This is a genomic window from Prosthecobacter sp. (assembly GCF_034366625.1).
Taxonomy (GTDB): Bacteria; Verrucomicrobiota; Verrucomicrobiia; order Verrucomicrobiales; family Verrucomicrobiaceae; genus Prosthecobacter.
In genome coordinates this window covers 21,508-48,365 of record NZ_JAXMIH010000024.1, presented here as the reverse complement: position 1 = coordinate 48,365, position 26,858 = coordinate 21,508, and the positions used below count along the sequence as shown (strand labels likewise).

The window sequence follows — 26,858 nt, the reverse complement described above, 5'->3', positions numbered from 1 at the left end:
CATGCGCGTTGCTCCCCGCTTAGGTGCACCTGCATTCCGCGCATCCACCCATGGCCACTGAAAAGCCCGTCACCCTGAACGACCTCACGATCCTCGGCAAAGAGAACTTGCCCTCCGGCGGCGGGTTCATGATCCTGCCCAGCCAGCTTGGTTACTTCGATCTGCTGCGGTTGGAACTCGTGCTGGAAGGCAGAGAGGTGATCTATTTGGTGAAAAAAAGCGCGGCGCTGCATCCGCTGCTACGTGCGCACCTGGAGCGGGACAATGTCCACGCCATGGAGTTCACCCTCGGCGAGACAGAGGTTTCCGCCTACCGGCGTGCTTTGGCGGACGCTGCCAAAAGCGGTGCCGTCATCATTTACCTGCCCTCCGAAGCGGCCACGATGACGTCTCCCATGACCACCGTGCCGGGCACGAAGCTCGAATTTCTGCTCAAGGCCGAAGTCCCCGTGCTGCCGCTGCATGTGCATCGCCGTCAGGACACCGCTATGCCCATTGAGCGCCGTCACAGCGATGCGGAGGTGATCTTCAACTTCGGCCGGCTGCTGCAAGGGCCGGACGTGAACCTGGCCACCTATCAGGAACGCCTGCTGGAGCTTTCCGAGCAAAGCATCAGTGGATGTCCCGCGCTCGACATCAGTCTTGGCTACGCCCTGATCATGGGCTTCAAAAAGCACGGCACACGCAACAGCGTCGTCGATGGAAAGGACGACAAAATCCTGCGCTTTGACAAAGTCTTCGCCACCGCGCTCGCCTTGTCAGAGGTCGTGAAACGGGAGACGAAAAAAGAGCGTGTCGGCATCATCCTGCCACCCGGTCTTGGTGGACTTATCTGCAATGTGGCGGTCGTCATGGCCGGGAAAATCCCGGTGAACCTCAATTTCACCGCCGGACGTTCTGCCATCGACAGCGCCATCCGTCAGGGTCAGATCGACCGCTTCCTCACCGCCGACATCTTCGTGCGCAAGATGCAGAGCTTCCCCTGGCCACCGAGCAAGCAGCTCATCCTCATCGAACGCATTCTGCCGAAGATGAAGTTCTCCATCGTGAAATGGCTCGTCCTGAGCAAGGTGCTGCCTGCGGTGGCCTTGGCGGCGCTGCTGGGCATCTCGAAGAAGGGCGGGCGCAAAGAGGCGCTGCTGCTCTTCACCAGCGGCAGTTCCGGCGAGCCCAAAGGCGTTGCGCTCACCCATCGCAACTTAGTCGCCAACGTCATGCAATTTGGCAGCCGCCTCGGCATGAAAAGCAATGACAGCATCCTCGGCTGCCTGCCGCTCTTCCACAGCTTCGGCTGCACCGTCACGCTGTGGTTCCCCATTATTTACGGGCTCCACCTCATCACCTATCCCACGCCGTTGGAGGTGAAGAAACTCGCCGAGCTCATCGAGAAATACCGCGTCACCCTCATGATCGCCACGCCCACCTTCCTGCGCGGCTACCTGCGTGGCGTGAACCGCGAGCAACTCACTTCCATCAAGCTTTGCGTCACCGGCGCGGAAAAACTCCCCAGCACGGTGGCCGACGCGTTTGAAACCCGCTTCGGCAAACGCGTGCTCGAAGGTTATGGCCTCACCGAAACCTCCCCTGCCTCCAATTTGAACCTGCCCGACCCCGAGCCGCTCGGCGATGAGGACAGCGGCTACTCCTGGCTGCCCAGCCATCGCCAGGGCTCGGTCGGTCATGTCGTGCCCGGCATGGCGCTGCGCATCACGAATCCAGACACCGGCCAACCCATCCCGCTGCACCAGAGCGGCATGATCTGGTTCAAGGGTCCCAACGTCTTCGAAGGCTACCTCAACGATCCCAAACGCACCGCCGACGTTCTCAAGGATGGCTGGTTCCGCACCGGCGACATCGGCCGCGTCGATCTCGATGGCTTCCTCTACATCGAAGGCCGCCTCAGCCGCTTCTCCAAGATCGCCGGCGAGATGGTGCCGCATGAAACCGTCGAGGAAGCCCTCGTCAAAGCCATGGGCCTCGAAAATGAAGCCACGCGCAAGATCGCCGTCGTTGGCGTCCCCGACATCGATAAAGGCGAGGCGCTCATCCTCCTCACCAGCATGCCCGGCGGCCCCGAGCACCAGGAAATCCTCGACCTCCGCTACCGCCTGCTCGACAAAGGCATGCCCCCGCTCTGGATTCCGAAAAAGATGATCCGCGTCAGCGACATCCCCGTCCTCGCCTCCGGCAAGCTCGACGTGCAGAGCTGTGAGAAGATTGCACGGGCAGGGATGTAAAAAGTAGCCCAGTTGCTTCGCAACTGGGTTCTCCACGACCAGTTGCACAGCAACTGGACTACTTTCTCACACGATCAGCATGCAGTCCCCATAGCTGAAGAAGCGATAGCGCTCGCGAATTGCCTCTGCATAAGCCCGCATCGTCAGCTCCTTGCCCGCAAAAGCACTGACCAGCATGATGAGCGTTGATTTAGGCAGATGGAAATTCGTCAGCAAGCCGCCAGCGACATGGAACTCGAAACCAGGATGAATGAAGATGTCCGTGCTGCCTCGCGTGGCGATGACTCGGCCATGATCGCGGGCCACGGTTTCCAACGTGCGCAGGGCCGTGGTGCCGACGGGAATGACGCGTTTGGCCGATTGAATCGCCGCAGCGGTCGATTCGGAGACTTCATAGACTTCGGAGTGCATCTTGTGATCCGCGATGTTCGCTACCTTCACTGGCTGAAACGTGCCGACACCGACATGGAGCGTCACAAACGTGTGGGGCAGGGGATTCAGCACCTCCGGCGTGAAGTGAAGGCCAGCCGTGGGTGCGGCGATGGAGCCTTCCTGGCGTGCAAACACGGTTTGATAGCGTTCGCGGTCCGCAGGCTGGTCCTCGCGGCCCATGTAGTGCGGCAAGGCGAGGTGGCCGTGCTTCGATTCATCCACCACGCGGTCGAACTCGATGATGCGGTCGCCGTTTTCCTCCAGAATCTCGATCACACGGCCCGTGGCCTCGCCAATCGGCACCGTGTGGCCGATTCGGAACTTTTTCCCCGGCTTCACCATGCAGCGCCAGCGTGTGGGTGTGAGAATCTGCAACCGCAGTACCTCATGACCGCGATCCGTGAAGTAGCGGGCCGGAACGACCCGCGTGTCGTTCAAAACCAGCATGTCCCCTGCCTCCCGCGATACAAACTGCCCGATGTCCCGAAACATCCGGTGCTCGATCTTCCCCGAACCCCGATGCACCACCATCATCCGCGACGCCGACCGATCCGCCAGCGGTTCACTGGCGATCAATTCAGGCGGCAGATGGTAATCGAAGTCGGCGGTCAGCATCGCCCATCCATCAACCATCAACTCAGAACCATCAACCAAAGCCCGTCCGATCAGGCCTAAACTTTGTCCTTCCCCTTGGCTGCCGTTCACGCCTATAAGAGCGCCGCAACTTCCAGCCATCATGTCTGACAAAAAACTCAACATCGCCGTCGTCGGCCTCGGATTCGGGGCAGAATTCATCCCCATCTGGCAACGTCACCCGCTCACGACCTGCTACGCCATCTGCCAGCGCGACCCGAAGAAACTCAACACCATCGGCGACGCCTTCGACATCGCCGTGCGTTACACGGATTTCAAAGCGATGCTCAAAGACCCGAACATCGACGCCGTCCACATCAACTCGCCCATTCCCGACCACGGCTGGATGAGCATCGAAGCGCTCAAGGCCGGCAAACACGTCGCCTGCACCGTGCCGATGGCCACCAGCATCGAAGACTGCAAAAAGATCTGCGATCTCGTCAAAAAAACCGGCCTTAAGTACATGATGATGGAGACTGTGGTCTATGCCCGAGAGTATCTCTTCATGAAGGAGCAGCTTGATCAGGGCAAACTCGGCAAGCTGCAGTTCGTGCAGGCCTCGCATCAGCAGGACATGGACGGCTGGCCGAACTACTGGCCCGGCCTGCCGCCGATGTGGTATGCCACGCACTGCGTCGGTCCCGTGGCCGGCATGATCGGCAAACCCGCCGAATACGTGAGCTGCTTTGGCTCCGGCACCGTGCGCAAGGAATTGCAAAAGTGCTACGGCTCGCCGTTTGCCGTCGAAACGGCGCACATCAAATTCAAAGGCACCGATGTCAGCGCCCGCATCATTCGCAGTCTGTTTGACACCGCGCGTCAGTATCGCGAGAGCATCGACGTGTATGGCGACAAAGCCTCCATCGAATGGCCTCTCATCGAGCACGAACCGCTCGTCATGCACCGCGCCAAACTGCCCGAGCCAAAGATTCCCAAGCTCGTGAAGACTCCTGACTTCGCCAAACGCCTGCCGAAGCCAATCCAGCGCTTCACCACGAAGGGCGTCTATGACATTGGCAAGAAAACCCATCTCAGCTTCACCCAAGGCTCCGGTCACGGCGGCAGTCATCCGCATCTCGCCAACGAGTTCGCCTACGCCCTCGCCGAAAAGCGCCAGCCCTTCCCGAACGCCGCGCAATCTGCCAACTGGACCTGTGTAGGCCTCTGCGCGCATCAGTCGGCCATGGCAGGTGGCAAGATCGTGAAGCTGCCGGCTTTCACGCTCGGTTGATCACATGGATGTGTCCACCTCTCCGCCGCGCACCGCCGTCATCACCGGCGGTGAGGGCGATTTGGCGAAATCGATTTACGAAGAACTCAAGCAGGCGGGTTTCGACGTTGTGACACCGGGTCGTGGCGATCTCGATGTAACGAATGCGGACTCGGTGAAGGCGTTTTTCGCCACGGTGAAGCAGCTTGATCTGCTGGTGAACAATGCCGGTGTGTGTCGCGATGTTTCCATCGCGAAGATGGAAGAGACGGAGTTCGATCAAGTCGTCGATGTGAATCTCAAAGGCGCATTCTTGGTGTCACAGGCGGCGGTGAAGCTCATGGCGAAGCAGCGGCATGGGCACATCGTGAACATTGGCTCGTATTCGGCGCTCAGCGGCCCTTATGGCCAGGCAAATTACGCGGCGGCTAAGGCGGGCTTGATCGGACTGACGCAGAGCATTGCCAAGGAGTATGGCGCGCGCAATGTGCGGGCGAACTGCGTGCTGCCGGGATTTCTGGAGACGAAAATGACGCATCATCTGCTGGTAGATGCGGCGTTCCGCGAAAATCTACTGAACGCGCATGCCTTGGGACGTCTGAATACGCCACAGGACGCAGCGCGCTTCATCGTCTTCTTGCACAGCCTGGAGAACGTGAGCGGGCAGGTGTTTCAACTCGACAGCCGAGTCAGGCGCTGGGCTTGAGTGCAGCGTTTTGTAGTCCCGGCTTTAGCCGGTTCTGAGCCGCCTAAAGGCGGAACTACAATACGAACTCGGATGGCAGCGGCGCCTTCCAGCAGCTCGGAAAGCCTTCGAGATTGAGTTCAAGTCGTGAGGAGTGCAGTGCTTGGCGCGGCAAGAGCAGTTTTTTCTCCAAAGCAGGCGTCCAGCCAGTTTCGATGAACTCCAGGTAGCAGCGGTCATCGCGGCCATAGAGTTTGTCGCCGACGATGGGGAGGCCGAGGTGATGGAGATGCACGCGGATCTGATGCATGCGGCCGGTTTCAGGCTTCGCCTCGACCAATGCGAACTTCATGTCGTTGCGCTCGAAGCGTTGCAGCGTGCGGAACGAGGTGCGGCACGCAGCACCTTGCGGATGGACGATTTGTTTGACCCAAATGTCGGCGGGGCCGACTTCGCGGGCGCTCAAGATCGGTGCATCAAGGTTTTTCTCCTCCCACTCCGGCCAGCCATGGACGAGGGCGACGTACGTTTTATGAATCTTGCGGTCTTGCATCGCCATGCCGAAGAGGCGGGCGAGTTCGTGATTCTTTGCCACGAGCACGACTCCACTGGTCTCGCGGTCGAGGCGGTTGATGATGGAGACCTGGCCGCCGTTGGCGATTTCATACGACAGGAGATCGCAGAGCCGATGCCAGAGCGTGGGCGGGCCATTCGGATCACCGGGATGGATTTGCAGCGGGGCGGGTTTGTTGACGACGATGTAGCCATCGGTCTCGTCGATGACGGTGAAGGTGGCGTCGTTACGGATGCTCACAGCATGGGGATGGCGAGTTCCCGGCCATAGACGATGGGCTGGGGATCGTGGATGTAGTCCTCGTCGTCGAAGTGCCACCACTCGGACTCCAACTGCGTGAAACCGGCCTGCTTCATGGCCTCTTTGAGGATGGCTAAATTCTGCTTCACCATGGGATCGCTGCCGCGGTAGTGGTGGCTGGCGTTTTCGAAGTCCTGGTCAAAGTAGGTGGGCATTCGCTGCTCGCGACCTTGTGCATCGACGAGCGTGAGATCGACGGCGATGCCGCCGCAGTGGCGGCTCCAGCCGGCCTTCGGAGAAAGGAACATGCCGGTGCTGCCGCCATGCTGATGCAGTGTTTCCTGTGCCTCCGGGGGACGATACGCGTCCCAGATGCGCAGGCCGTAGCCTTGGGCGCGCAACAGAGCCTGTGCGGTCTTCAGCTTTTCCGCTGTCTCTATGCGCAGCAGGCAGGGCATGCGGGAAGGATAGATAGGGTGACCGGCAACATTGTGGGGCGTGGCGTAGCGCAGATCGATGGCGATGTCGGGAATGGTGGCGCGGACATCGACGAAATCGAAGCGCTTCGCGAGTTCGATGGAGTGGCTGGGCACTAGGGCGCTGCGGCGTTCCTCTTTCGTGGCACAGGCGACCAGAGTGATGATGGCAAGGAGGGGGGCAGTGCGCAGGCGGCGCCAGGAATCTGAGGTCATGTGGAGTTTTTGCTTCCGTACTCACGCACGGCGGGGCAAGTTTGCAAATCCCGCCATCATTCATGCGCTTTCAAATTCTCAACGCCCTGCTGCACTTCCTGGCCTTCTACATTGGCACCGGGATTGGTTCCTTCCTCAATGTGGTCATCTACCGCATGCCGCTGGGCATTTCGGTGAACAATCCCAGGCGCAGCTTTTGCCCCTCGTGCAAATACCAGATCCCCATGTGGCAGAACATCCCGCTGCTGAGCTGGCTGCTGCTGCGCGGGAAGTGCGCGAACTGCGGCGGCAAGATTTCCATCCGCTACTTCATGGTCGAACTGCTCACCGGCGTGATGTTCTACCTCGTGTTTCTGAAGATCAGCGGAGAATACCCGGATCCGTGGCCTTACATCAGCACCTGGGGGCCGCAGGTGCTCTGCCTGTGGGTGTTTATGAGCCTGCTGATTTCCGGCACCTTCATCGACATCGATCATTTCATCCTGCCGCATACGATTACCATCGGGGGTGCCGTGGTGGGAGTGCTTTCAGCGTGGTGGGTGCCGGCGCTGGTGGAGCAGGAGACGCACACCCGTGGCTTGCTCATCTCGCTGGCCAGCGCCGCGCTCGGTCTTGGCGGGCTCTGGCTGGTGGTGGAACTCGGAAAACTGGCGTTTGGGCGGAAGAAGTTCGTCTTTGCCAAGGAAGAAACCTGGGAGGTGACCCAGCCGGATGATAACGAGCCCCCCGTGGTTGCCTTCGGTGAGCACAAGTATGACTGGGCCGATCTCTTCATGCGCGCGACTGACCGCATGGTGGTCTCATGCAGCACCTTGCAGGTGAATGAACGTTCCTTTGGCGCCGTGACCGCCGAACTGTGGATGGAAAAACTCAAGGTGCGCGACGGCACGAACCTGGAGGAGTTTTCGCTCGAAGGAGTGACGACGCTGAAAGCGCAAACGACGCAGGTGGTGATCCCGCGTGAGGCGATGGGATTCGGCGACGTGCTGTTCCTGATGATGATCGGCGCCTTCACCGGCTGGCAGGCGGTGTTGTTCACGATTCTCGCCGCTTCGGTGCTCGGCACGGTCTTTGCCGTGATCCACCGCGTCACGGGCAAAGCGGAATGGGGTGCGAAGATCCCGTTCGGTCCTTATCTCGCGATGGGAGCCGTGATCTGGGTCTTCTACGGCCCGCAGTTCGTTGAGTGGTATGTGAGCAAGACGATGTGGCGGTGAGATCGCGTTCTCACGCGAACTCCGCGCGCAGGATTCGCGCTGCCTCCACCTCGTTGCAGAGCTTCTGATAGGTCTCGTCAATGCTCACCACCGCGCCGGAGCCGGGGGCGAAGCCGCAATCGGGATTCAGCGAAATGCGTTCGGGAGCGAGGAACTGCAAAGCCTTGCGCACGCGGCTGACGATGGTCTCAGCGCTGTCCACCTGGCCTGGCGTCACGTCTACACAGCCAAGACCGATTTCGAGATCTTCGCGCAGTTCACGGAAGACGGTCATGTCGCCAGCTTGTGGCGCGGTGAACTCCATGGTGAGGTGATGCGCGTTGAGCTTGTTGAGGTGCTTGATGATGGGGCCATAGCCGCCGCCGTGGCAGACTTCACCACGCGCACGGCCACCGGCGCGGCGGCAGAGATGCACGGCGATCTTCACGCCGGTGATGCCGCTGACGACTTCATTGACCATGTCCACGGCGAAGTCGGCGGCGGCATCGGGGTCGGTGTAACGGCCGCGCACGTCATGATCGACGAAGAGGCACAAATGCGGGTCGTCGATCTGTACGATGTCGGCCCCGGCATCACTGACGAGTTCGAGTTCGCGGCGCAGGACGGGAACACAATCGCGCACGAAGTCGTCGCGGTTCGGATAGGCTTTGGCGGACTTCTCCGGATGCCACATGCGCTCGCCGAGCAGCGCGGGAGACGGCAGCGTGGATTTGATGAGGCGGCTCGTGATCGTTTTGAGAAAGGTGACTTCGCGGGCGATGAAGCCCGGTGTTTTGGGCGATAGTTTCTCTGTGACAACGGTCATGGGCCTGCCATCCGGTGCGGTGCCGAGTTCGAAGCCATGCGCGAGTTCGGCGATGACGCCGATGTAGCTTTTGCGCCACCATTCGCCGTCGGTGATGACATCCAGCCCTGCGTGCTCCTGCATGGCGACGGCGTAGCGTACGGCGGCCTGCATCTCGTTGGTGTAGCATTCAGTGGAGAGCGGTGGACGGTCGTTGATGAGGTCGAGCACAAAAGCCGGACGCGGCAGCGAGCCGACGACGGAGGTGGGGAAGAGGAGTGGCTTGCTCATGACGGTGGATTATTTGGACCAGTGTTTGCGGGCGAGTTCGAAGTCTTCCTGCGTGTCCACTTCCATGTAGTGGCCGGGCGTGTCGGAGTGGGCCATGGGGATGCCGGCTTCGATCATTTGCTGGAGCAGGAGAATGAGATAGGCCTTCTCAAAGACGACGGCTTCGCGGAAGGGCTTGCCTGCGAACTGCTCGCGCGCCTGATGAAAATGCTCGCGCAAATTGGCCGCTCCCTTCGCGGTGAACTTCGCGATGCCGGTGTATTCGCCATACGCTTCTTCCGGTGTGATACCGCGATGCACGCGCTGCACCAGGCCGTTGTTCACGATCACCTTCTCCGCGTCGTCGGGCGGGTGTTGTGAGCGATGCTGGTAGCGGTCGAGCCATTGCGTATCGACGCTTAATGCGATGTCGGCGGGGTGTCGTAGCACACCCTCAATCACGTCGTTCGTGAACAGAATGTCCGAGTAGCAGCAGATGAAGCCATCCTCCATGAGGTCTTCCGCGTGCATCAGGCTGAGCAGGATGTTGTTATCCTCCCAGCCGGTGTTGTGGCGAAATGTGAACTGCGGGTAGTCGGCGCGCACCTTGTCGATCTGGTAGCCACCGATGAAGCACACATCGCTGATGCCCGCGCCTGCGAAGGCATTGAGCGCGTGGTCCAGCATGCGCTTGCCGTTGATCTCGGCGTAGCACTTGGGGGCGGCGGCGGTGGTGGGCATGAGGCGGCGTCCGCGACCGGCTGCGATGATGATGGCTCTCATTGGAGGAAGAAAAAGTTGGGTGTTTATGTGTTATGTGGGCGTGCGGTTGCCTTCCACAGGCATGCGATGACCAATGATCCGGCGAAGGCGCACGCGGCCCAGAAGCGCACGGCGGTGGGCCAGCCGTAATCTTCGGCAAGGCGGCCTGTCAATTTGTCGCCTGCGGCCGCACCCATGTAGCCCATGAAGTTCACGAAGCCCACGGCTGCGGCGGCAGTACCGCGTCGCGCGAGATCCACAGGCAGAGTGCCGACGAGCAGCACCTGCGGGCCAAAAATACAGAAGCCAATGCAGAACAAGATCGCTACAGATGGCAACATGCCCCAGTGAATCACGGAATCATAAGCCAGCGCGAGCAAACCGAGCGCGAAGAGCAAGATGCAGATCACTGGCGCGCGTCGTCCTTTGAAGAAACGATCCGTGGCCCAGCCCGACAAGTAAGCGCCCGCAATGCCGCCGAAGGGCAGCACTGCGTATTTGAACGCCGCCGTGCCGACGCTGGCGTTTTGCACTTCCTTGAGATGTGTCACACCCCAGTCGGTGAAGCCGTAGCGACAGGCATCCAGCAGACAGAGCGCCACCGCCACCAGCCACAGCGCTGGATTGGTCAATGTCACCACGAGATTCTCCCGCAGCGACCGGTTCGCCATCGCCGTCGCATGCTCCATGTCCTCAAGCGCATGCTCCGCCGCAGGTTTTTCTTTGAGAAACACCAGCATGTGAACGGCACTGATTGAGACCAGCACCGCCGGTACATACAACGCGCCGCGCCAGCCGAAGCGTTCCGCCGCCCAGCCAGCGACGACGAAAGTCAGCGCACCACAGAGTTGATAGCCGGTGCCGATGATGCCGATGGCGCGTCCGCGTTGCAGCGGCGGAAACCAGTTCGCTGCCACACGCATCGTCGGCGGCCAGCCCAGCGCCTGCACGTAGCCGTTGCAGGCCCACACGAAGGTCAGGAAATACAGCGCCGTCATCCAGCCAAACACCACATTCAGCGCCGCCGACGCCAGCAGGCCCAGCGCCAGCAGTTTGCGCGGCTGCCAGTGCTCCGCCATCTGCCCGTTGATGAACTGCCCCGCGCCATACGCCAGCTTCAACACCATGAGCACCGTGCCCATCTGCGACTTCGTGTAACCCAGCTCCTCCTGAATGCCGGGCAGCGCGACGCTCAAATTGTTCCGGCAGAAGTAAAACGAGCCGTAGGTCAGCCACAAAACCCACAGCACCATGCGCTGGTCGGATGAAAAGGCCCGTTGATCCGAACTATGGCTGGTGGTGTTCAACGGGCGTGAGAAAAGCGAAAAGGGAACGACACGTCAATAGTGCAAAGCGGGTCCTACTGCTGCTTCGCCGCTTTTTTCTTGCCGACCCCCTTGCCTTTCGGCTGCTCGGGCGGATTGACTTCGCCATCGAATGCCTTGTTGCCGTGTGTGAAGCGAGGCGGGGGCATGGTTTCCTTCACCTCGGCCTGGAGGCGGAGGATTTCGGCTTTGAGTTCCTTCACTTTGTCGGCGTAAGCGGGGTCGTTGTAGAAGTCCTTCACTTCGAGCGGGTCGGCTTTGCGGTCGAGCAGCTCCCAATCATCGACATCCGGCTTGTAGTAATGCACGAGCTTAAACTGGTCGGTGATGACGCCGTAGTGCGGGCGCACGCGATGCGGCACGGGATACTCGTAGTAGTGGTAGTAGAGCGATTTGCGCCAGTCTTCGGGCGTTTCACCCTTCATGAGCGGAACGATGCTGCGGCCATGCACGTCGGCCATGTTTGGCGCACCGGCGATGTCGAGGAAGGTGCTGGCGAAGTCGATGAGCGACACGATCTGGCTCGTGCTGCTGCCGGGTTTGATCACGCCGGGCCAGCGCACCATCAAGGGTGTGCGCAGGGACTCTTCAAAGATCCAGCGCTTGTCGAACCAGCCGTGTTCGCCGAGGAAGAAGCCCTGATCGCTGCTGAGGATAACGACGGTGTTCTCCGCGAGGCCTTCTTTATCGAGGTAATCGAGCACACGGCCCACATTCTCATCCACCGCCTTCACGCAGGCCAGATAGTCGTGCATGTAGCGCTGGTAACGCCATTTGACGAGTTCGCGACCAGCAGGAGCTGCCTCGCGGTATTTGGCGTTGCGCGGCTCGTAGTAGGCATTCCAGGCGGTCTTCTGCTCCTCGGTCAAATTGCCGGGAACGACGAGTTTCGCATCGCGTTCGGTGAAGGTGCGGTCGATGCCCATGTCGTGGTCACTTACCGCTTTGCTGCGACCGGAGTAACTGTCGAACAATGTTTCCGGCTCCTCATAAACGCGATCCTTGTCGAAGCCGAGCAGGCGGCTTGGCGGCTCCCATTCGCGATGTGGGGCCTTGTGCTGGCTCATCATCATGAAGGGTTTGGTTTTGTCGCGGCCCTTGAGCCAGTCGAGCGTGAGATCGCCGATGATGTCGGTCGTATAGCCTGCCAGTTTCTCGGTCTTGCCGTTGTTGATGATTGCCGGGTTGTAATAGGCACCCTGGCCCGGCAGCACGTTCCAGTAGTCGTAACCCACGGGATCGGTCATGAGGTGCCATTTGCCGATCACCGCCATCTGATAGCCGCTTTTTTGCATCACCTTCGGGAACGTCGGCTGGCTGCTGTCGAACTTGCTGTTGCTGTTGTTGTAGAATCCGTTGGCATGCGAGTACTTGCCGGTCTGGATCACCGCGCGGCTGGGGCCGCAGATCGAGTTCGTCACGAGGCAGCGGTCAAAGCGCATGCCCTCCTTGGCGATGCGATCCATGTTCGGCGTTTCGAGCAGCTTGCGCTTGTCGCCGTAGCAACTGATGGCCTGCGTGGTCAAATCATCGCAGAAGATGAAGACGATGTTGGGTGTCTTGGCTGCCTGCGCAAAGGTGGTGAGAACGAGAAAGGCGAGGAGAGGGCGAATCATGGTGGAGTTTGAACGCGAGGGTTGTTTTCAACTTTCAGCCTGCATGACCCATGGCGGCGGCCATGAGTTTTTCCTGCGTGGCCTTGCTGCGGGTGAAGGAACCGCCGATGCGCCCGGCGTTGAGCATGAGAATGCGGTCGCTCATGCCGATGAGTTCGGGCAGTTCGCTGGAGACGAGAATGACGGCCTTGCCTTCAGCGGTGAGCTGATTGATGATTTCGTAGATTTCGAGCTTCGCACCCACGTCGATGCCGCGCGTCGGCTCATCGAGCAGAATGACGGAAGGTTCGGTCAGTAGGGCCTTGCCGAGCACGACTTTTTGCTGATTGCCGCCAGAGAGTTTGCCCACAACGGCTTCTAGGCCGGTCGCTTTGACGCGGAGGGAATCGAAGATGCCTTGGTTGCGTTGAATTTCCCGATTCCGGCGGATGAAGCCGCTGCGAGTGACGCTTTGCAGCGAGGAAAGCGAGAGATTGAAGCCAATCTCGTGATCGAGATGCAGCCCGTAACGACGACGATCTTCGGAAGCCAGCACCAGGCCACGCTGGATGATGGTTTCGGGTGTGAGGCCGCTCAGAGGTTGATTGCGAAGCTGCACGCTGCCAGAAAGGCCGCGTCCCCAGGCTCCGAAGAGGTGCATGAGCAGCTCCGTGCGCCCAGCGCCCATCAGACCGCCGATGCCGAGCACTTCACCGGCACGCAATTCGAAGCTGATGTCATGGAGCTTCGTGGTTCCGGTCTCAGCATCCGCCACGGCGAGGGAATCGACGCGCAGAATGATCTCGCCGGGGTGTGAGGTGCGGCGTGGGAACAGATCGCCCAACTCGCGACCGACCATGTGGCGGATGACCTCATTCTTGTTCGTACTGGCGGCCTGCTGCGTGCAAACCGTCGTGCCATCGCGCAACACGGTGATGCGGTCGGCGATGCTGAAGACCTCATCGAGCTTGTGGGAGATGTAGATGCTGGCGATGCCGCGCTTGCGCAGATCGCGCAGGATGTCGAGAAGGATCAAGACCTCGTGCTCGGCGAGTGCGGCGGTCGGTTCATCGAGAATGAGGATTTTGGAGTCTTTAGCGAGCGCCTTGACGATCTCGACGAGTTGCTTCTGCCCCACGCCAAGCGTGCGCACGGGAGCAGATGGCTCGAGATCGACCTTGAAACGATCCAGCAATGCCTGCGCCTCGCGATGCATGCGAGGCCAGTCGATGAAGGCTCCCCAACGACGTGGTTCACGTCCCAGGAAGATGTTTTCGGCCACGGTCATCTCCTCGACGAGCGCTAGCTCTTGATAAATGACCGCAATGCCAGTGCGCTCGGCATCCTTGATCGTTTCAAAGCGAGCTTCGTTGCCATTCACCTCGAATTTGCCTTCGTAGCTCCCGTGTGGGTGAATGCCAGAGAGCAGCTTGATCAGCGTGCTCTTGCCTGCGCCGTTTTCTCCACACAGCGCATGGATTTCACCTTCGCGAAGATCAAACGACACATCCTTGAGTGCCGTGACACCGGGGAAGCGTTTGGTGATGTTTTCAGCGCGAAGAATCATTGGAACACGTCGCTTTCTTTGCGGAAGCCGTCCTTGATGACTGTTTCACGCAGGTTTTCCTTCGTGACAGAGGTGATTTCGAGCAGGACGGATGGGACGTCGATTTTGCCGTTGGAAACGGCGTCGCGGGCGACGATGGGCTGGCGGCGGGCGAGTTTGAGGGCGAGTTCGGCGGCTTTGGTGGCGATGCTTTGGATGGGTTTGTACACGGTCATGGCCTGCGTTCCACGCGCGATGCGCTGGCAGGCGGCGAGATCGGCGTCCTGGCCGGTGACGATGATTTTTCCGGCGAGGCCTTCTTCGGTGAGCGCTTGAATGGCCCCACCGGCGGTGCCGTCGTTGCTGGCGAGGATGGCGTCGAAATTTTGGCCGATCTTGGTGATGGCGGCGTTGGTGATCTTCTTGGCATTCTCGGGCTTCCAGTCTTCGGTCCAGTCTTCAAACATCACCTCGACTTTGCCTGCGGCGATCAAGGGTTGGAGGATGTTGTCCTGTCCTTGTTTGAAGAGCTTGGCGTTGTTGTCGGTCTTCGCGCCGTAGATGCGGATGAGGCGCAGCTTGCCGCTGGGAGGGATGCGATCCGCGAGGAACTTGGCCTGCAACTCGCCGACTTTGACGTTGTCGAAGGTCAGATACAAATCGAGATCACAGCCGGTGATGAGGCGATCATACGAAAGCACCGGAATGCCGGCCTGATGGGCGAGTTCGACGCCTTTGGCCATGGCGGCGGCATCTTTGGGGATGATGACGAGCACATCGACCTTCTGTGTGATGAGGCTCTCGATGTTCTGGAGCTGGACCACATCGTTGCTGTTGGCGGATTGCACCAAAACGTCCGCTCCGGCGGCTTGAGCGGCGGCGGTGAACAAATCGCGGTCAATCTGCCAGCGTTCCTCTTTGAGTGTGTCCATCGACAGGCCGATGAGGGGGCGCTGTCGCACTGCTGTGACGCCAACGCCGCCGCGTGCAATGACGAGGCCGGTGATGACGCTCAGGGTGCAGGAGACAATGACGAGCAGGACACGGACGTTCATGCCTGCTGTGTAGCGAAGTCAGTGACGGATGACGAGAAGAAAATCAGTCTGCCTTCTTCTTCGTCGCGCGTTTTGCCGGGGCTTTCTTGGCCGCGACTTTCTTCACGGCGGCTTTCTTGACCACGGGTTTCGGCTCCTGTTTTGGTTCTTCCAAGGTCAGAGCAAGCTCAGGCGCATCGCCCCAGAGTTCTTCGAGGGCGTAGAACTCGCGCTTTTCAGGCGTGAGCACATGCACCATGACGTTGCCATAGACGAGGATGATCCACTGGCTCTCGAAGTTGCCGTCCTTCACGTCGGGCGGCGTGTCGTGTTCGTCCTTCATGCGCTCGATGATTTCATCGCGCACGGCACGCAACTGCGGCGTGGATGTGGCGGTCACGAGCACAAAGTAGTCGCAGATGGGGCTGAGGCCGCGCAGGTCGAGGATGCGGATGTCCTCCGCTTTTTTGTCATCGGCGTAAAGGGCGCAGGCGCGGGCGAGTTCGAGATCTTCCATGGTTAGAATCAAGGATAAAGCAGGAAACGCTGCCTTTGCGAGCGGAAGCTCTGGTTATAACCCTGCCAGCGGGAAACGATGCTCATGGCGGGGACGCCACGACGAAGGTCGCTGTAGAGCGATTCGCTGCCATAAACCTTGTTGAACAGGTTCAGCTTGGATCCGCTCATGCGGCCGACGACTTTGCCGCCGCTGAGGCGGTTGATTTCAGCGAGAAGCAGAACGTCCAGCGCGGTGAGGTCCGCGGTGGCTCGGGGGTTAATACTGAGGCGGACCCCACCGAAGTCGTTCTTGGAATAAGGTGCGAAACTGACACCTGGAGTGTTGAGGCGCTGGCAGTAGGCGAGCAGGGCATTGGGATTGACGCCGCTGCCACCGGCGTAGCCGAAGGGATTCTCGGTGCCGATGCCAATGTCCACGGAGGTGGCTCCGCCGAGAATGCCGGTGGTGACGTAGTAGAAGGGGGAGGTGGCGTGCGGGATGTTGGGCGAGGTGGGATGCCAGCGCAGCCCGGTATCCTGCCAGACCATGCCACGGTGCCAGCCTTGCATTTTGACGACATCGAGACGCGGAACACGCGAGACCCAGCCGCGCGAGCAGGCCATCATGGCGAGTTCGCCGGCGGTCATGCCATGAACGTAAGGAACGGGAATCTGGCCGACGAAGGATTTCCATTTCGATTCCAGCGGCGGACCTTCGACACGCCAGCCGCCCATGGGATTCGGGCGATCAAGCACGACGAACTGTTTGCCGTTCTCTGCGGCGGCCTCCATCGCCACGATCATGGTGCTGATGTAGGTGTAACTGCGGCAGCCAATGTCCTGGAGGTCAAAGACGAGCACGTCGATGGGCGCGAGCATCGCAGGCGTTGGTTTGCGAGTCGGGCCATAGAGCGAATAGACCGTGAGACCGGTCACACTGTCGCGACGGGTGCTGACATGGATGCCAGCACCGATGGTGCCGTCGATGCCATGCTCGGGGGCATAGAGCGCGGTGAGATTGCTGCCCAGTGCCCGCTGCATGACAGTGCGCGTGCGTTCGCCACGGCCCGTTAAGCTGGTGTGGTTGGTGATAAGGCCGACACGCTTGCCACGGATCAAATCAAAGCCGCGTGAGGCCAGGACATCGACCCCGAGCATGAACGGTCCGACTTGTGCCGCCTGGGGCTGATACACCTGCGGCGCAGGCATCTGGCAGGAGACGAGAATGAGCGCCGTAAAGGCCGACACGATGCGAAGAAAGCCGCGAGAGAACATCATGCTGCTCTTTAGCGGAGGATCGTCCGAACGGCAACGCCACCGATGGGGAAAACGATAAATCCGCGGGCTGATTTACTCGCTGGCTTGAGTTATCACGGGCGTATTGAGCTGGAGCAGGCGCTTGGACTCCTCCAAGGCAAACTTGGCGTCGGTGAAGGGCTGCCAACTGATGTCGAGCCAGCGGAGTTTGTTGGATGGGTCGATCAGCAGGGTGGCGTGGAGAGTTTCCTTTTCGAAATCGTCGTAGGCGCGGACTTTTTTGAAAGCTTCGAGGCTGCTGTCGCACAGGATGGGGAAGGGGAGTGGCTGGTCCTTTTTGAGGGCGAGTTTCTCGCGGATTTTTCCAGCGACCTGCGTGGGCTCCAGAGTGACGGCGACAAGCTGGATGCCGGCTTTGTCGAAGTCGGCGGCGGCTTTGGAGAAAGCCTGGATCTGCTCGACGCAGTGGCCGCATTCGTGGCCGAGGTAGAACATGAACAGCGTCGGCTTTTTCGAGCTGTAGTCGGTGCTTTTCACGGGTTTGTTGTCGAGCGTGAGGGCTTCGAAAGTGGGAGCATCGGGCGCGTGCCAGTGGACTGGGCCGAGTGATTCGATCGGAGGGCGGATGCCGCTGTCGGTGCGTTTTGGTGCGGGCGCAGGCCAGTCTCCGCTGATGGCGAAGGTTTTGGCGAGTGCGTCGAAGCGTTTGGCGATGGGAAGGTTGCGATCCATCGCGAAAGCCTGTTTGCGGGTTTCCTCGAAAGCCTTTTTGGCTTCGTCGGTTTTGCCGCAGGCGAGAAGGACTTCAGTTTTGGTGGCGAGGCCGACAAGGTCTTGGGTGAAGTTCTTGGTGAGGTCGGCGGCTTTGGTTTTGTCGTCGAGCTTGAGCCAGTAACGGGCGAGGCGGTCTTTGGGGACGTCGGTGTCTTTGATGGCGTCGAGGAGTTTGGTTTTGTCGGTCTTGGGCAATTTGCTGTCGAGGAGGGCAGTGATGGCCTTCAATTCGGTGAGGGCGTTGTTTTTCGCTTTGACCTCGGGTTTTTCGGCGGGCTTGTCGCTTTTCTTCTTCGGGTCGGATTTTTCTGACTTGTCGGACGAGTCTGCCTTTTTGGGTTTGAGCTTGCTGGTGTCGATGTTGACGAGTTTTTGATCGGTTTTGACGGCTTCGAGAGCCTTGAGTGACTCGGCGAGCAGCTTGGTGTCGTTTTGATGATACGCGGCGAGGCCTTGGGCGCGGAGACGGGTGATGTCGTGAGCGGGATGACCGACGGGGGGGGAGGTGAAGGTTTTCAAGTCGTCCCAGAGTTCCCATTTGATCAGGGTCTCGATCAAGCGGGTGCGGCCGTAGCTGGCGGAAGTGGTTTGTTTGTCGAGGGTGTTGTAGCTCGGGTGACGTGGATTGCCGATGAGGCTGTGCGCGAGGCCGATGGCATCTTTGGCGCGACCGAGGTCGTTGTAGGTGCGGATGAGCCACTCCTCGTTGTGGGCGTAGTTGTGAATTTGATCGGGGAGGACGAACTGGCGGATCATGTAGGCGTGATCGACGCGGGTGCTGGCCTCCTGCTGCCAGGCGGCGTCATCGGGACGCTTCAATTTGGAGAAGGTGTGGCCGGGCATGTGCCACATGTGGGCGATGCCGGGTGCTGCCTGACCACATTGCGCACCGGACTTCAGGGCGAGAATGGGTTTGCTCTGATCCCACAGATGGATGCGGTAGTGATGCGCGGGATGATTGGGAACTGCGGCGAAGATTTGATCGAGCAGGGCATCGACGGCTTGATTGCTGGAGATGGGAGCCTCGGTGCGGGAAAACCAGATGCGCCAGACGAGGAAAGCTTTGGCTTCGATGTCTTTCGGGTCGTCTTGGACGAGGGTTTCGAAGTCTTTGATGCAGTCGAGGCTGCGCTGTTTTTTGTCGCGCTTGTCGTCGCCTTCACGGTAGAGGGTTTCGAGGACGGTGATCCACTTCTGCTCGCGTGGGGTGGCTTTGGCTTTGAGTGGCGTGGCTTTCTTGATGAAGGCGCGGGCGCGTTTTTCGTTGTTCACGTTGGCCATGGACATTCCCCAGTAGGCCATGGCGCAGTCTGGATCAATGGCGGCGACCTGACGGAAGGAGCGCTCAGCTTCGTAATACCAGAAGCCATGAAGCTGGCCGACGCCCTGCGTGAAGAAAGTCTGCGCGTCGGGCTTTTTGGAGCTGATGGGGAATTTGACGGCGTCGCCGCAGCCTGGAATGAGCACGGCGGCTTGACGCGGGCCTTCGTTGAAGGCTTCGCCATGCGCGGAGTGGCCGGGAAGTTCGTCGGCGTGAAGCGGGAGTGCGAGGAGGAGGGCGAGAGGAAGGAACGGGCGCATGAGCAGACTCAAAGAACGTGGCTGGAGGTTGGAAATTGAGAATTACAGGATGAAAAATGCAAAATGCCCGGAGGTGTTACCGCCGGGCATTCGCGAGATGGATGGAGTCATGCCGGAGCATGAACGGCAAACTCACTTGCCGTATCCGGGGGCCGCCTGGCCGTTTTCGTTGATGTGGCCGGTGGTCCAGAGGATGCCGCGGGTGATGAGGTCGAGGTAGCGGGCGTCGCCGACGGTGGCGGTGTTGTGGCCGATGGTGGTGGAGAAGATCTTGGTCTTATTCGGGCCGTATTCGTTGGTCCAGGCGACGACGGCAGTGGCTTCGGTGGCTTTGGCGTCGGGAGGCAGTGTTTCGCCTTTTTTGGCCTTGGGCGGGACGATTTGGATGCCAGAGGCCAGAGGTTTGCCGGTGAGGACCTGGATGTTGTTGTAGAGTTCTTCGTTGATGGTGGTCCAGTTTTCGAGGCCCTGGGTGATGGGGTGCGTTTTGTCGGTGAAGGTGATGGAGATGGGCTGCTGCGGGCCGTGGCCGGTGGACTGGAGGCCGAGCATTTCATACCAGCCAGCGTTGTCGGCACCGGCCTTCACCGGCTCGCGGAAATTGCCCCAGCGGTAGCTGTGCATGGCGCAGTGGAGATTGACGGCGGGCTTGCCGGCTTTGTGCGCGCCGAGAATGGCACCGACGTAGGCAGGATCGGTGACATCGGCGCTGCATTCGTCGTGGATGATGACGTCGAAATCCTTGTCCCAGTCTTTTGCCTTGTAGATTTCAAAGGTGGCCTTGGTGCTCTTGTCGGGGTTGTAGGCAATGTCCACAATGGCGTTGATGCGAGACTCGATGCCTTCTTTGAGTGCCATGGGCTGCTTGTCATACTCATGGCAGCAACCACCAGCGACGATCAAAACGCGGAGTGGCTTGACGGCAGAGTCGGCGGCCTGGGCGAGGAAGAGGCCAGTGGCGAGCGCGAGGGTGGCGAGAGGGAAGAGGAGTTTCATGGTTGGAATGACAGAGGCAGGTTTTGCGAGGCGATGATTGCTGCGCGGATCAAACGAGATGTCGAGCGGTAAAATTGCGGCGGGAACTTTGACAGGAAGAGCATCTGTGGCGATGGCTGGGGTGTGGGAGATTTTTTATCGTTTGATGATTTGATGCACTGGAACGCGGTGGCTGAGCGCTTCACGCCGCCTGCGCGGCTGGCGGTTATAGGCGACCCGATTGCGCATTCTCGTAGCCCGCAGATGCACAATCCGGCGCTGAAGGCCTGTGGCATTGAGGCGCAGTACATTCGTGTGCAAGTGCCAGTGGGGCAGGTGGCGGAGGCTTTCCGGCAGTTCGCGGCGTGTGGCTTCCTCGGCGTGAACATCACCATCCCGCACAAGTTCGAGGCGCTGGATGCCGTGGACGTGCTCGATCCGCTGGCACGGCAGCTCGGTGCGGTTAACACACTGGCGATTCGCGATGGCAAACTGTATGGCTACAATAGTGACGGACCGGGCTTTTTGCGGAGCGTGAAGGAGGTGTTCGGAGTCGAGGTGAAGGATCTGCGCGTGCTGATTCTCGGTGCTGGTGGCGGCGCGGGACGTGCGGTGGCGGTGCAGAGCGCTTTGGAGCAGTGTCCGAGGCTTGTTTTGGCGAATCGCACCGCAGCGAAAGCGGAGGCTCTGGCGGCGGAGGTGGCTAAATTCTCACCGAAAGCGGAGGTGAAGGTGATTCCATGGACGGATGAGGCCGTGGCAGCGGAAATGGCGGGAATTGATCTTGTCGTGAATGCGACCTCGCTTGGCATGAAGTCCGGCGACACTAAACTCCTGCCTGCGGAGGCGCTGCAAGCCCGACATCTCGTGTTTGACATGGTTTACCGCGCCGGTGGTGAAACGCCGCTGCTGACAGATGCGAAACGGGCAGGTGCGAAGGTGGTGGACGGTCTCACGCTGCTGCTGCATCAGGGTGCGATCTCGTTTGAGCACTGGTTTGAGCGGCCTGCACCGCTGGAAGAGATGCGTGAAGGCTTGCGCAATGCTGTGATGACGTGAAGATTACTACGCCTCCCGCATGACCTCCTCACAGCATTTTGCCCTTAGCTTTTTTGGACCCGTTCTCATGGGCGCGTTCTATTGTGGGTTCATTTACCTGATTTGGAACTGGTTGGAATTTCACCGCCTCCCGCCGCTGGTAATGATGCTGGTAGGGGGGGTGGCTGTTGCCATGGCGACACGTTGGTTTGTGAGAAATTGCATTTCGGTGGCCTGTCCGTTCTGCGGCGGGAAGAGCTACGAGATCCCCGACAGGGGCAACCGCTTCATGTGCCGTGTCTGTGGCAAGGACCACTAGGCACGCTGGGCGGCAATAAATCGGCTTGCTCAATGTCGTGAAAGTCGTTACCTATGAACGGCGTTTGAGTCCTTGGCTCCGCCAGCGTCTTTCTGTAAGCGCTTTCCTTTCTGACTTTCCCTGCATGATTTTTTCTTTGTCGCGTCCACCCACCCCGCATGATCGGGAGACAGCAGACGCGTGCATGTCGGAATCGAGTCCGTGCTGATATGATGTTTGCAGCGCGTTTTTCTCGAATGATTTTCCAGGTGGTTGCCACAAGGCGGCCTGGAGTTTTGAACACACCCGGAGGTATCCCATAAGCAATCCATTCCAGCAATTGAGCGGCGGCAATTTCGCGCCGCGTCCCCAGCAAAACCAGGGCGGAGGAGTTCCACCGCCGTCGCCAGCGCTGCGTCCAACAGGCCCAGCAGGCCCGGCGCTGCGTCCAGCGGGTCCAGCGGGTCCAGCGGGTCCATCCGGCCCGGCGCCGCGTCCAGCGGGTCCAGCAGGGCCTGCGCGCCCCGCAGGTGCTTACGCGGGTGGTGGCAACAGCCAGTTCCGTCCAGGGGGGCAAAATCGCCCCGGTGGTCGTGACAGGCCGAACGGACGCTTTGTGGATCAGACCCGTGTGAACGAGCGCATTCGTGCGCCGAAGGTGCGGGTGGTTGAGGAGGATGGGCATCATCAATTGGGCATCATTCCGACTTCGCAGGCCATTCGCATCGCCAAAGAGCGTGGATTGGACCTCGTGGAAGTCGCGCCGAACGCCGACCCGCCCGTGTGCAAGATCGTCAACTACGGCAAATACAAATACATCCAGGAGAAGCACAAGAAGGAGGCCCACAAGCATCACAAGGCCGGCAAGGTGAAGGAAATGAAGTTCCGCATCGGCATCGACCCGCATGACTACCTGATCAAGATCACGCATGCCGAGGACTTCCTGGCCGAAGGCCACAAGGTGCGCATTCAGCTTCAGTTTCGCGGCCGCCAGATGGCGCATCAGGAGCTGGGACATCTGCTGGCCAAGAAGATTAAGGAAGATCTTCTCACCATGGGCCATGTCGATCAGGAGCCGAGGATGGCCGGCCGAAACATCAACATGCAGATCAGTCCGCTGCCGGAACGCCAGCGCCACCGCAAGTTCAAGACTCACCTCAAAGGCGTCACCGCGCACAGTGACATCTTGCACGCGGAAGGTCACGATCCGCGTGAAGAGAAGCACGATGAGGAGCCTCATGATGACAATCATCACGATGAGAATCACGAGGCACCACCGCCGGAAGAAAAAGCCGCACCAGCACCCGCTGCTGAATAAAATTACGAAGGGCAGGAGTTCATCTCCTGCCCTTTCTCATTTCAGGCCACGGACGCCGCCAGATCGCGCATCGACTGATTCATGTCCGGTGGTCCGAATGATGACGTGCCGCAGACGAACAAGTTCGCGCCGTTCTGCTTCGCAATCGGCGCGGTATTCGTGTAGATGCCGCCATCCACCTCCAGGTGGAACTTCAAACCGTGCGCATCGCGGTAATCGCGTGCGGCAGCCAGCTTTGGCATTGTTTCCTTCTCCATGAAGGGCTGCCCGCCAAATCCGGGCACCACGGTCATCACCAGCAGCAGGTCGATGTCCTTCACAAACGGCAGCGCCGCCTCAAACGGCGTGCTTGGGTGCAGCGCGATGCCGCAGTGCAAACCGGCGGCCCGGATACGCTGCAAAGTCTCCGCCACCGAGGTGTCGTAGTTTGCTTCGACGTGGATTGTGATGTTGTTCGCACCCGCTTTGATGAACCGTTCCAGATAATGGTCCGCCCGGTGAATCATGAGATGCACGTCCAGGTACAGGTCCGTCACCTTGCGCACCGTCTGTACCATCTGCGGACCGAAGGAGATGTTATCGACGAACGCCCCGTCCATCACGTCCAGGTGAAGCCACTGTGCCCCGGCGTTTGAGGCGCGTTTCACTTCGGCGTCGATTTTTGACCAGTCGGAGGCCAGCAGGGACGGGAGAATGAGGTCGGTCGTGTGATCCATGCCCTGAGATAAGGTTCAAGGTTCAAAGTTCAAGGTTTGAGTTGGCCGCGCAGCCGTTTATAAACCCGCGTGGCCGATACCCTCATCATCAACCCCTTCGACGACGAGCATTTCATGCGCGAGGCGCTGCGGCAGGCCCGCAAGGCCGCCAAACAGGATGAAGTGCCCATTGGAGCCATCATCGTGCATCAAGGGAACGTCATCGGCCGCGCCTGGAACCAGGTAGAGACCCTCAAGGACGCCACCGCTCATGCCGAAATGCTCGCCCTCACCCAGGCTGAGAGCGCCCTGGGCGACTGGCGGCTCAACGAATGCGATCTCTATGTCACCAAGGAGCCCTGCCCGATGTGTGCCGGTGCCATCATCCACTGCCGCGTCCGCCGCGTCATCTTCGGCTGCCCCGATGTCAAAGGTGGCGCCGCCGGCGGCTACTGGAACCTCCTCCAAGCCCCCAACCTCAACCATCGCTGCGAAATCACTCCTGGTGTGCTCAATGCCGACTGCGTTGCCATCCTCAAAGAATTCTTCGCTGAAGCTCGTCGCCGTCGGGCCGAAGGACTGGAGCACAAAAAGGGCGCAGCCAAAGACGGTGATGATGTCGTGGTGTTCGATGGGCCGTGAGGAGGCAAATACCGCAGTCACGGTTCTCCTTGATCGGATGCAGCGTGAACGTAGCATCGGGCGAAGTGGGTGCTGACGTTCCTAGCCTTACAGTCTGCTGCCCGTGATCCGCACGTTGTTGAAATCGATGGCTTCGAATGTCTTGAAGTCTGTGTCGAAAGTCAGCACTGCCTTCCCGCCCTTTTTTGTCAGTACCACCACATGCGGGTCTTTGACAGTAAACTTGGCGACGAAGTGGGGATGCCGGAAAGTGCCATCGTCCATGAATATGCATTCACGGTCTGGCACCCCGGCACTCACATTGCGCCACGACCATTTCGTGCCGATCAGGAACGCCCGCACATCCACCGTCGTGCCACCCTTCTTCGGGGCCGCAGGGGGAGTCTTGGCAGCCTCCTTCTTCGACGCTGCCGGTGGGGCTGGCTCACCCAAGCACAACGACGATAAACCCAGGATGGAGAGGAGTAGGAATGTTTTCATGGGAGGGACACAAGAGAGAAACGGATAGGGGGATCCGAACCATTGAATGAAAACCGCTCATGTCGAGCATGATAAAGGTGGCTTCACTCCTCACCCGCAAACGTCGCCACCACACGCGGTTCTTCGCCTGTCTTGATTGAAAACACCTCGCAGCTCGCGGCAAAGGGATCACTGGTATAGCGTTCAGCGAGGTCGGCGGTGAATTCCTGGAGAATGTCAGACCGGGCGGGGAAGACGTAGAGAGCGTGGCGGTCCGGCATGGCGACCCAGATTTCTTTGCCGAACAGCTCCTCGAAAATCTTCGGCAGGGAAGGAGCGCTGAGCAGGGTGGGGAACAGGGGCGACTCACCGCGATAGACGGCATAGGCGATCTTGCCGTCCGCTCCCTTTTTCAATTCGGGCTGCATCTGCGTCAGGCGCTTGTCAGCGGCGGTTTTGGCTCGCTGGGCGAAGGTTTCGACGCTCAGGCCGAGTTTGGCGAAGGAGGCCTGCGAGTACGGCTCGATTCCGCTCGGTGACACGGCGGATTCGCGATACGGCGTGAGTACGGTCTGCTTCGCGCCTGCTGGTACGATGGAAAGAGCAGTGCGCATCGCCTTCGGCTCCGGCATGAGCAGCAGGGTTTCGAGCTTGCGTTCCGTCTTGGCGGGTTGCTGTGCGTGCAGAGCATTCGCGGCGAGGAGAAGGAGGCAGAGAAGCGTGCGCATGAGGCAAGACAGTGGCGGGAACTGGCCACGAAGCAAACGCACGCATCTACTGGGAGTTGCTGGTAGAGAATAGAGGTCAAATTTGCCCGGGTTCTCCCAAGTGTCTGGGCATGGGTTTGTGATAATTTCGAGAAAGGTCATCCGCTGAGCGGATCACTGGCTGGCCGGCTATTTTCAGATTTGCCTGGAAAGCAGGGAGAAATTATTTCAAAAACCCTGAAATACTGCTTGCGAGAGCAGAGGGAATCGCCAGAATGCGCGCTCCCAAGGCCCAGCCTCCTTCGTGAAGCTGGTAGATCAAGGCCCTCCACGGAGGGCCTTCATTATCGGAGCCAGAACCGGAAAAGTCTGCGCGTGCTCATTGTGAGCATGGCGCGCTGTCTTCCGAAACCGGCTCCAATAAAAGCCAAGGATCACAGCTCTTTCACACCATGCCCACCATCAATCAACTCGTCAGACACGGCCGCAAAGACAAGGCGGTAAAGTCGAAGTCACCCGCGCTTGCCAAGTGCCCGCAGCGTCGTGGCGTTTGCCTCCAGGTGATGACCCGCACGCCCAAGAAACCGAACTCGGCCTTGCGCAAGGTGGCCAAGGTACGCCTGACCAACGGCTATGAAGTCATCGCCTACATCGGCGGCGAAGGTCACAACCTCCAGGAGCACAGCATTGTTCTCGTGCGTGGCGGACGTGTGAAGGATTTGCCGGGTGTGCGTTACCACATCGTGCGCGGCACGCTGGACTGCCTTGGAGTTGACGCTCGTCGTCGCGGCCGTTCCAAATACGGTGCGAAACGTCCGAAGGCCGGTGCCGCCGCCGTTGCCGCGAAGAAGAAGTAATTCCCGCTGATTTCACCCTCCATCTCACCACGTCATGGCCCGCAGAAAACGCGTTTATAACAAAGAGGTTCGCAAGGATAGCCGCTACGATAGCGAACTGGTCGCCGCCCTCATCAGCAACATCATGCTGGATGGCAAGAAGTCGCTCGCCGAGCGCATTGTCTATACAGCCATCGAACAGCTCAATGACAAGACGGACAGCGTCGATCCGCTGGAGCTCTTCAATCGCGCCATTGAGAACACCAAGCCACGCGTGGAAGTCAAAGCCCGCCGCGTCGGTGGTGCCACCTATCAGGTGCCGCTGGAAGTTTCCCCTCGTCGTCAGGAGTCCCTGGCCATGCGCTGGATTGTTGGTTTTGCCCGTGGCCGCAAAGGCCAGGCCATGCACCGCGCCCTGGCGAATGAGCTGAAGGATGCCGCACAAGGGCAGGGGAATGCCGTCCGCAAGCGGGACGACGTTCACAAGCAGGCGCAGGCCAACCGTGCGTTCGCTCACTTCCGCTTCTAAGCCGTCTCTCATCAC

25 protein-coding genes are annotated in these 26,858 nt (G+C 59.7%); 9 read left to right on the top strand and 16 right to left on the bottom strand.

What is annotated here, in order from left to right:
* The first annotated feature begins 50 nt into the window (after positions 1-50).
* Entirely contained in the window at positions 51-2,237 is a 2,187-nt protein-coding gene (locus U1A53_RS23785; RefSeq protein ID WP_322284370.1) for an AMP-binding protein, read from the top strand.
* Positions 2,238-2,303: 66 nt separating this feature from the next.
* On the opposite strand, the gene queA is transcribed toward U1A53_RS23785, so the two are convergent.
* Positions 2,304-3,284, bottom strand: coding sequence for a tRNA preQ1(34) S-adenosylmethionine ribosyltransferase-isomerase QueA (gene queA, locus U1A53_RS23780; RefSeq protein ID WP_322284369.1), 981 nt, complete (start codon positions 3,282-3,284; stop codon positions 2,304-2,306).
* Between the two features lie 121 nt (positions 3,285-3,405).
* Here queA and U1A53_RS23775 point away from each other — a divergent pair, with 121 nt between their 5' ends.
* Positions 3,406-4,533, top strand: a complete 1,128-nt coding sequence (locus U1A53_RS23775; RefSeq protein ID WP_322284368.1) for a Gfo/Idh/MocA family oxidoreductase — start codon at positions 3,406-3,408, stop codon at positions 4,531-4,533.
* Positions 4,534-4,537: 4 nt separating this feature from the next.
* A complete protein-coding gene (locus U1A53_RS23770) occupies positions 4,538-5,218 on the top strand; it encodes an SDR family oxidoreductase (protein WP_322284367.1) in 681 nt (226 codons plus the stop codon).
* 55 nt (positions 5,219-5,273) lie between these two features.
* Here U1A53_RS23770 and U1A53_RS23765 read toward each other — a convergent pair whose 3' ends face one another.
* Positions 5,274-6,011 carry an RNA pseudouridine synthase gene (locus U1A53_RS23765; protein WP_322284366.1) on the bottom strand — a complete coding sequence of 246 codons (738 nt, stop codon included), beginning with the start codon at positions 6,009-6,011 and terminating at the stop codon, positions 5,274-5,276.
* Positions 6,008-6,703: a M15 family metallopeptidase gene (locus U1A53_RS23760; RefSeq protein ID WP_322284365.1), complete on the bottom strand. Its 696-nt coding sequence runs from the start codon at positions 6,701-6,703 to the stop codon at positions 6,008-6,010. The genes U1A53_RS23765 and U1A53_RS23760 overlap by 4 nt, the downstream gene beginning before the upstream one ends.
* Positions 6,704-6,765: 62 nt before the next feature.
* Here U1A53_RS23760 and U1A53_RS23755 point away from each other — a divergent pair, with 62 nt between their 5' ends.
* Positions 6,766-7,920 carry a prepilin peptidase gene (locus tag U1A53_RS23755; RefSeq protein ID WP_322284364.1) on the top strand — a complete coding sequence of 385 codons (1,155 nt, stop codon included), beginning with the start codon at positions 6,766-6,768 and terminating at the stop codon, positions 7,918-7,920.
* Positions 7,921-7,930: 10 nt separating this feature from the next.
* Here the strand turns inward: U1A53_RS23755 and U1A53_RS23750 are convergent, their stop codons facing one another.
* From U1A53_RS23750 to U1A53_RS23705, 10 genes are all read right to left on the bottom strand, one after another.
* Complete coding sequence (locus tag U1A53_RS23750; protein ID WP_322284363.1) at positions 7,931-8,995, bottom strand: cobalamin-independent methionine synthase II family protein; 1,065 nt, start codon at positions 8,993-8,995, stop codon at positions 7,931-7,933.
* A 9-nt stretch (positions 8,996-9,004) separates the two neighbouring features.
* Positions 9,005-9,757 carry a phosphocholine cytidylyltransferase family protein gene (locus U1A53_RS23745; RefSeq protein WP_322284362.1) on the bottom strand — a complete coding sequence of 251 codons (753 nt, stop codon included), beginning with the start codon at positions 9,755-9,757 and terminating at the stop codon, positions 9,005-9,007.
* Positions 9,758-9,780: 23 nt separating this feature from the next.
* Complete coding sequence (locus U1A53_RS23740; protein ID WP_322284361.1) at positions 9,781-11,043, bottom strand: MFS transporter; 1,263 nt, start codon at positions 11,041-11,043, stop codon at positions 9,781-9,783.
* Between the two features lie 53 nt (positions 11,044-11,096).
* On the bottom strand, positions 11,097-12,677 hold the full coding sequence (locus U1A53_RS23735) for a sulfatase (RefSeq protein WP_322284360.1): 1,581 nt from the start codon (positions 12,675-12,677) through the stop codon (positions 11,097-11,099).
* Between the two features lie 34 nt (positions 12,678-12,711).
* Positions 12,712-14,223 carry a sugar ABC transporter ATP-binding protein gene (locus U1A53_RS23730; protein WP_322284359.1) on the bottom strand — a complete coding sequence of 504 codons (1,512 nt, stop codon included), beginning with the start codon at positions 14,221-14,223 and terminating at the stop codon, positions 12,712-12,714.
* Positions 14,220-15,257, bottom strand: a complete 1,038-nt coding sequence (locus U1A53_RS23725) for a substrate-binding domain-containing protein (RefSeq protein ID WP_322284358.1) — start codon at positions 15,255-15,257, stop codon at positions 14,220-14,222. The genes U1A53_RS23730 and U1A53_RS23725 overlap by 4 nt, the downstream gene beginning before the upstream one ends.
* Before the next feature lie 43 nt (positions 15,258-15,300).
* A complete protein-coding gene (rsfS, locus tag U1A53_RS23720; protein ID WP_322284357.1) occupies positions 15,301-15,753 on the bottom strand; it encodes a ribosome silencing factor in 453 nt (150 codons plus the stop codon).
* 8 nt (positions 15,754-15,761) lie between these two features.
* Positions 15,762-17,012 (bottom strand): DUF1343 domain-containing protein, encoded by a 1,251-nt coding sequence (locus tag U1A53_RS23715; RefSeq protein WP_322284356.1) that lies wholly within the window; start codon positions 17,010-17,012, stop codon positions 15,762-15,764.
* A 72-nt stretch (positions 17,013-17,084) separates the two neighbouring features.
* Positions 17,085-19,346, bottom strand: coding sequence for a peroxiredoxin family protein (locus tag U1A53_RS23710; protein ID WP_322284355.1), 2,262 nt, complete (start codon positions 19,344-19,346; stop codon positions 17,085-17,087).
* 132 nt (positions 19,347-19,478) lie between these two features.
* Positions 19,479-20,342 carry a ThuA domain-containing protein gene (locus U1A53_RS23705; RefSeq protein ID WP_322284354.1) on the bottom strand — a complete coding sequence of 288 codons (864 nt, stop codon included), beginning with the start codon at positions 20,340-20,342 and terminating at the stop codon, positions 19,479-19,481.
* Between the two features lie 153 nt (positions 20,343-20,495).
* Here U1A53_RS23705 and aroE point away from each other — a divergent pair, with 153 nt between their 5' ends.
* Positions 20,496-21,380, top strand: coding sequence for a shikimate dehydrogenase (gene aroE / locus U1A53_RS23700; protein ID WP_322284353.1), 885 nt, complete (start codon positions 20,496-20,498; stop codon positions 21,378-21,380).
* 908 nt (positions 21,381-22,288) lie between these two features.
* Positions 22,289-22,975 carry a translation initiation factor IF-3 gene (gene infC, locus U1A53_RS23695; RefSeq protein ID WP_322284352.1) on the top strand — a complete coding sequence of 229 codons (687 nt, stop codon included), beginning with the start codon at positions 22,289-22,291 and terminating at the stop codon, positions 22,973-22,975.
* A gap of 41 nt (positions 22,976-23,016) precedes the next feature.
* Here infC and rpe read toward each other — a convergent pair whose 3' ends face one another.
* Complete coding sequence (gene rpe, locus U1A53_RS23690) at positions 23,017-23,691, bottom strand: ribulose-phosphate 3-epimerase (protein ID WP_322284351.1); 675 nt, start codon at positions 23,689-23,691, stop codon at positions 23,017-23,019.
* Positions 23,692-23,760: 69 nt separating this feature from the next.
* Between rpe and tadA the strand changes: the two genes are divergently transcribed.
* On the top strand, positions 23,761-24,312 hold the full coding sequence (tadA, locus tag U1A53_RS23685; protein ID WP_322284350.1) for a tRNA adenosine(34) deaminase TadA: 552 nt from the start codon (positions 23,761-23,763) through the stop codon (positions 24,310-24,312).
* Between the two features lie 87 nt (positions 24,313-24,399).
* On the opposite strand, the gene U1A53_RS23680 is transcribed toward tadA, so the two are convergent.
* Positions 24,400-24,792: a hypothetical protein gene (locus U1A53_RS23680; protein ID WP_322284349.1), complete on the bottom strand. Its 393-nt coding sequence runs from the start codon at positions 24,790-24,792 to the stop codon at positions 24,400-24,402.
* 83 nt (positions 24,793-24,875) lie between these two features.
* Entirely contained in the window at positions 24,876-25,499 is a 624-nt protein-coding gene (locus U1A53_RS23675) for a hypothetical protein (protein ID WP_322284347.1), read from the bottom strand.
* A gap of 431 nt (positions 25,500-25,930) precedes the next feature.
* Here U1A53_RS23675 and rpsL point away from each other — a divergent pair, with 431 nt between their 5' ends.
* Both rpsL and rpsG read left to right on the top strand, forming a co-directional pair.
* The gene (gene rpsL, locus U1A53_RS23670; RefSeq protein ID WP_322284346.1) at positions 25,931-26,335 is read left to right on the top strand and encodes a 30S ribosomal protein S12; all 405 of its coding nucleotides are present in this window, start codon (positions 25,931-25,933) and stop codon (positions 26,333-26,335) included.
* A gap of 34 nt (positions 26,336-26,369) precedes the next feature.
* Complete coding sequence (rpsG, locus tag U1A53_RS23665; RefSeq protein WP_322284345.1) at positions 26,370-26,843, top strand: 30S ribosomal protein S7; 474 nt, start codon at positions 26,370-26,372, stop codon at positions 26,841-26,843.
* The last annotated feature ends 15 nt before the right edge of the window (positions 26,844-26,858 follow it).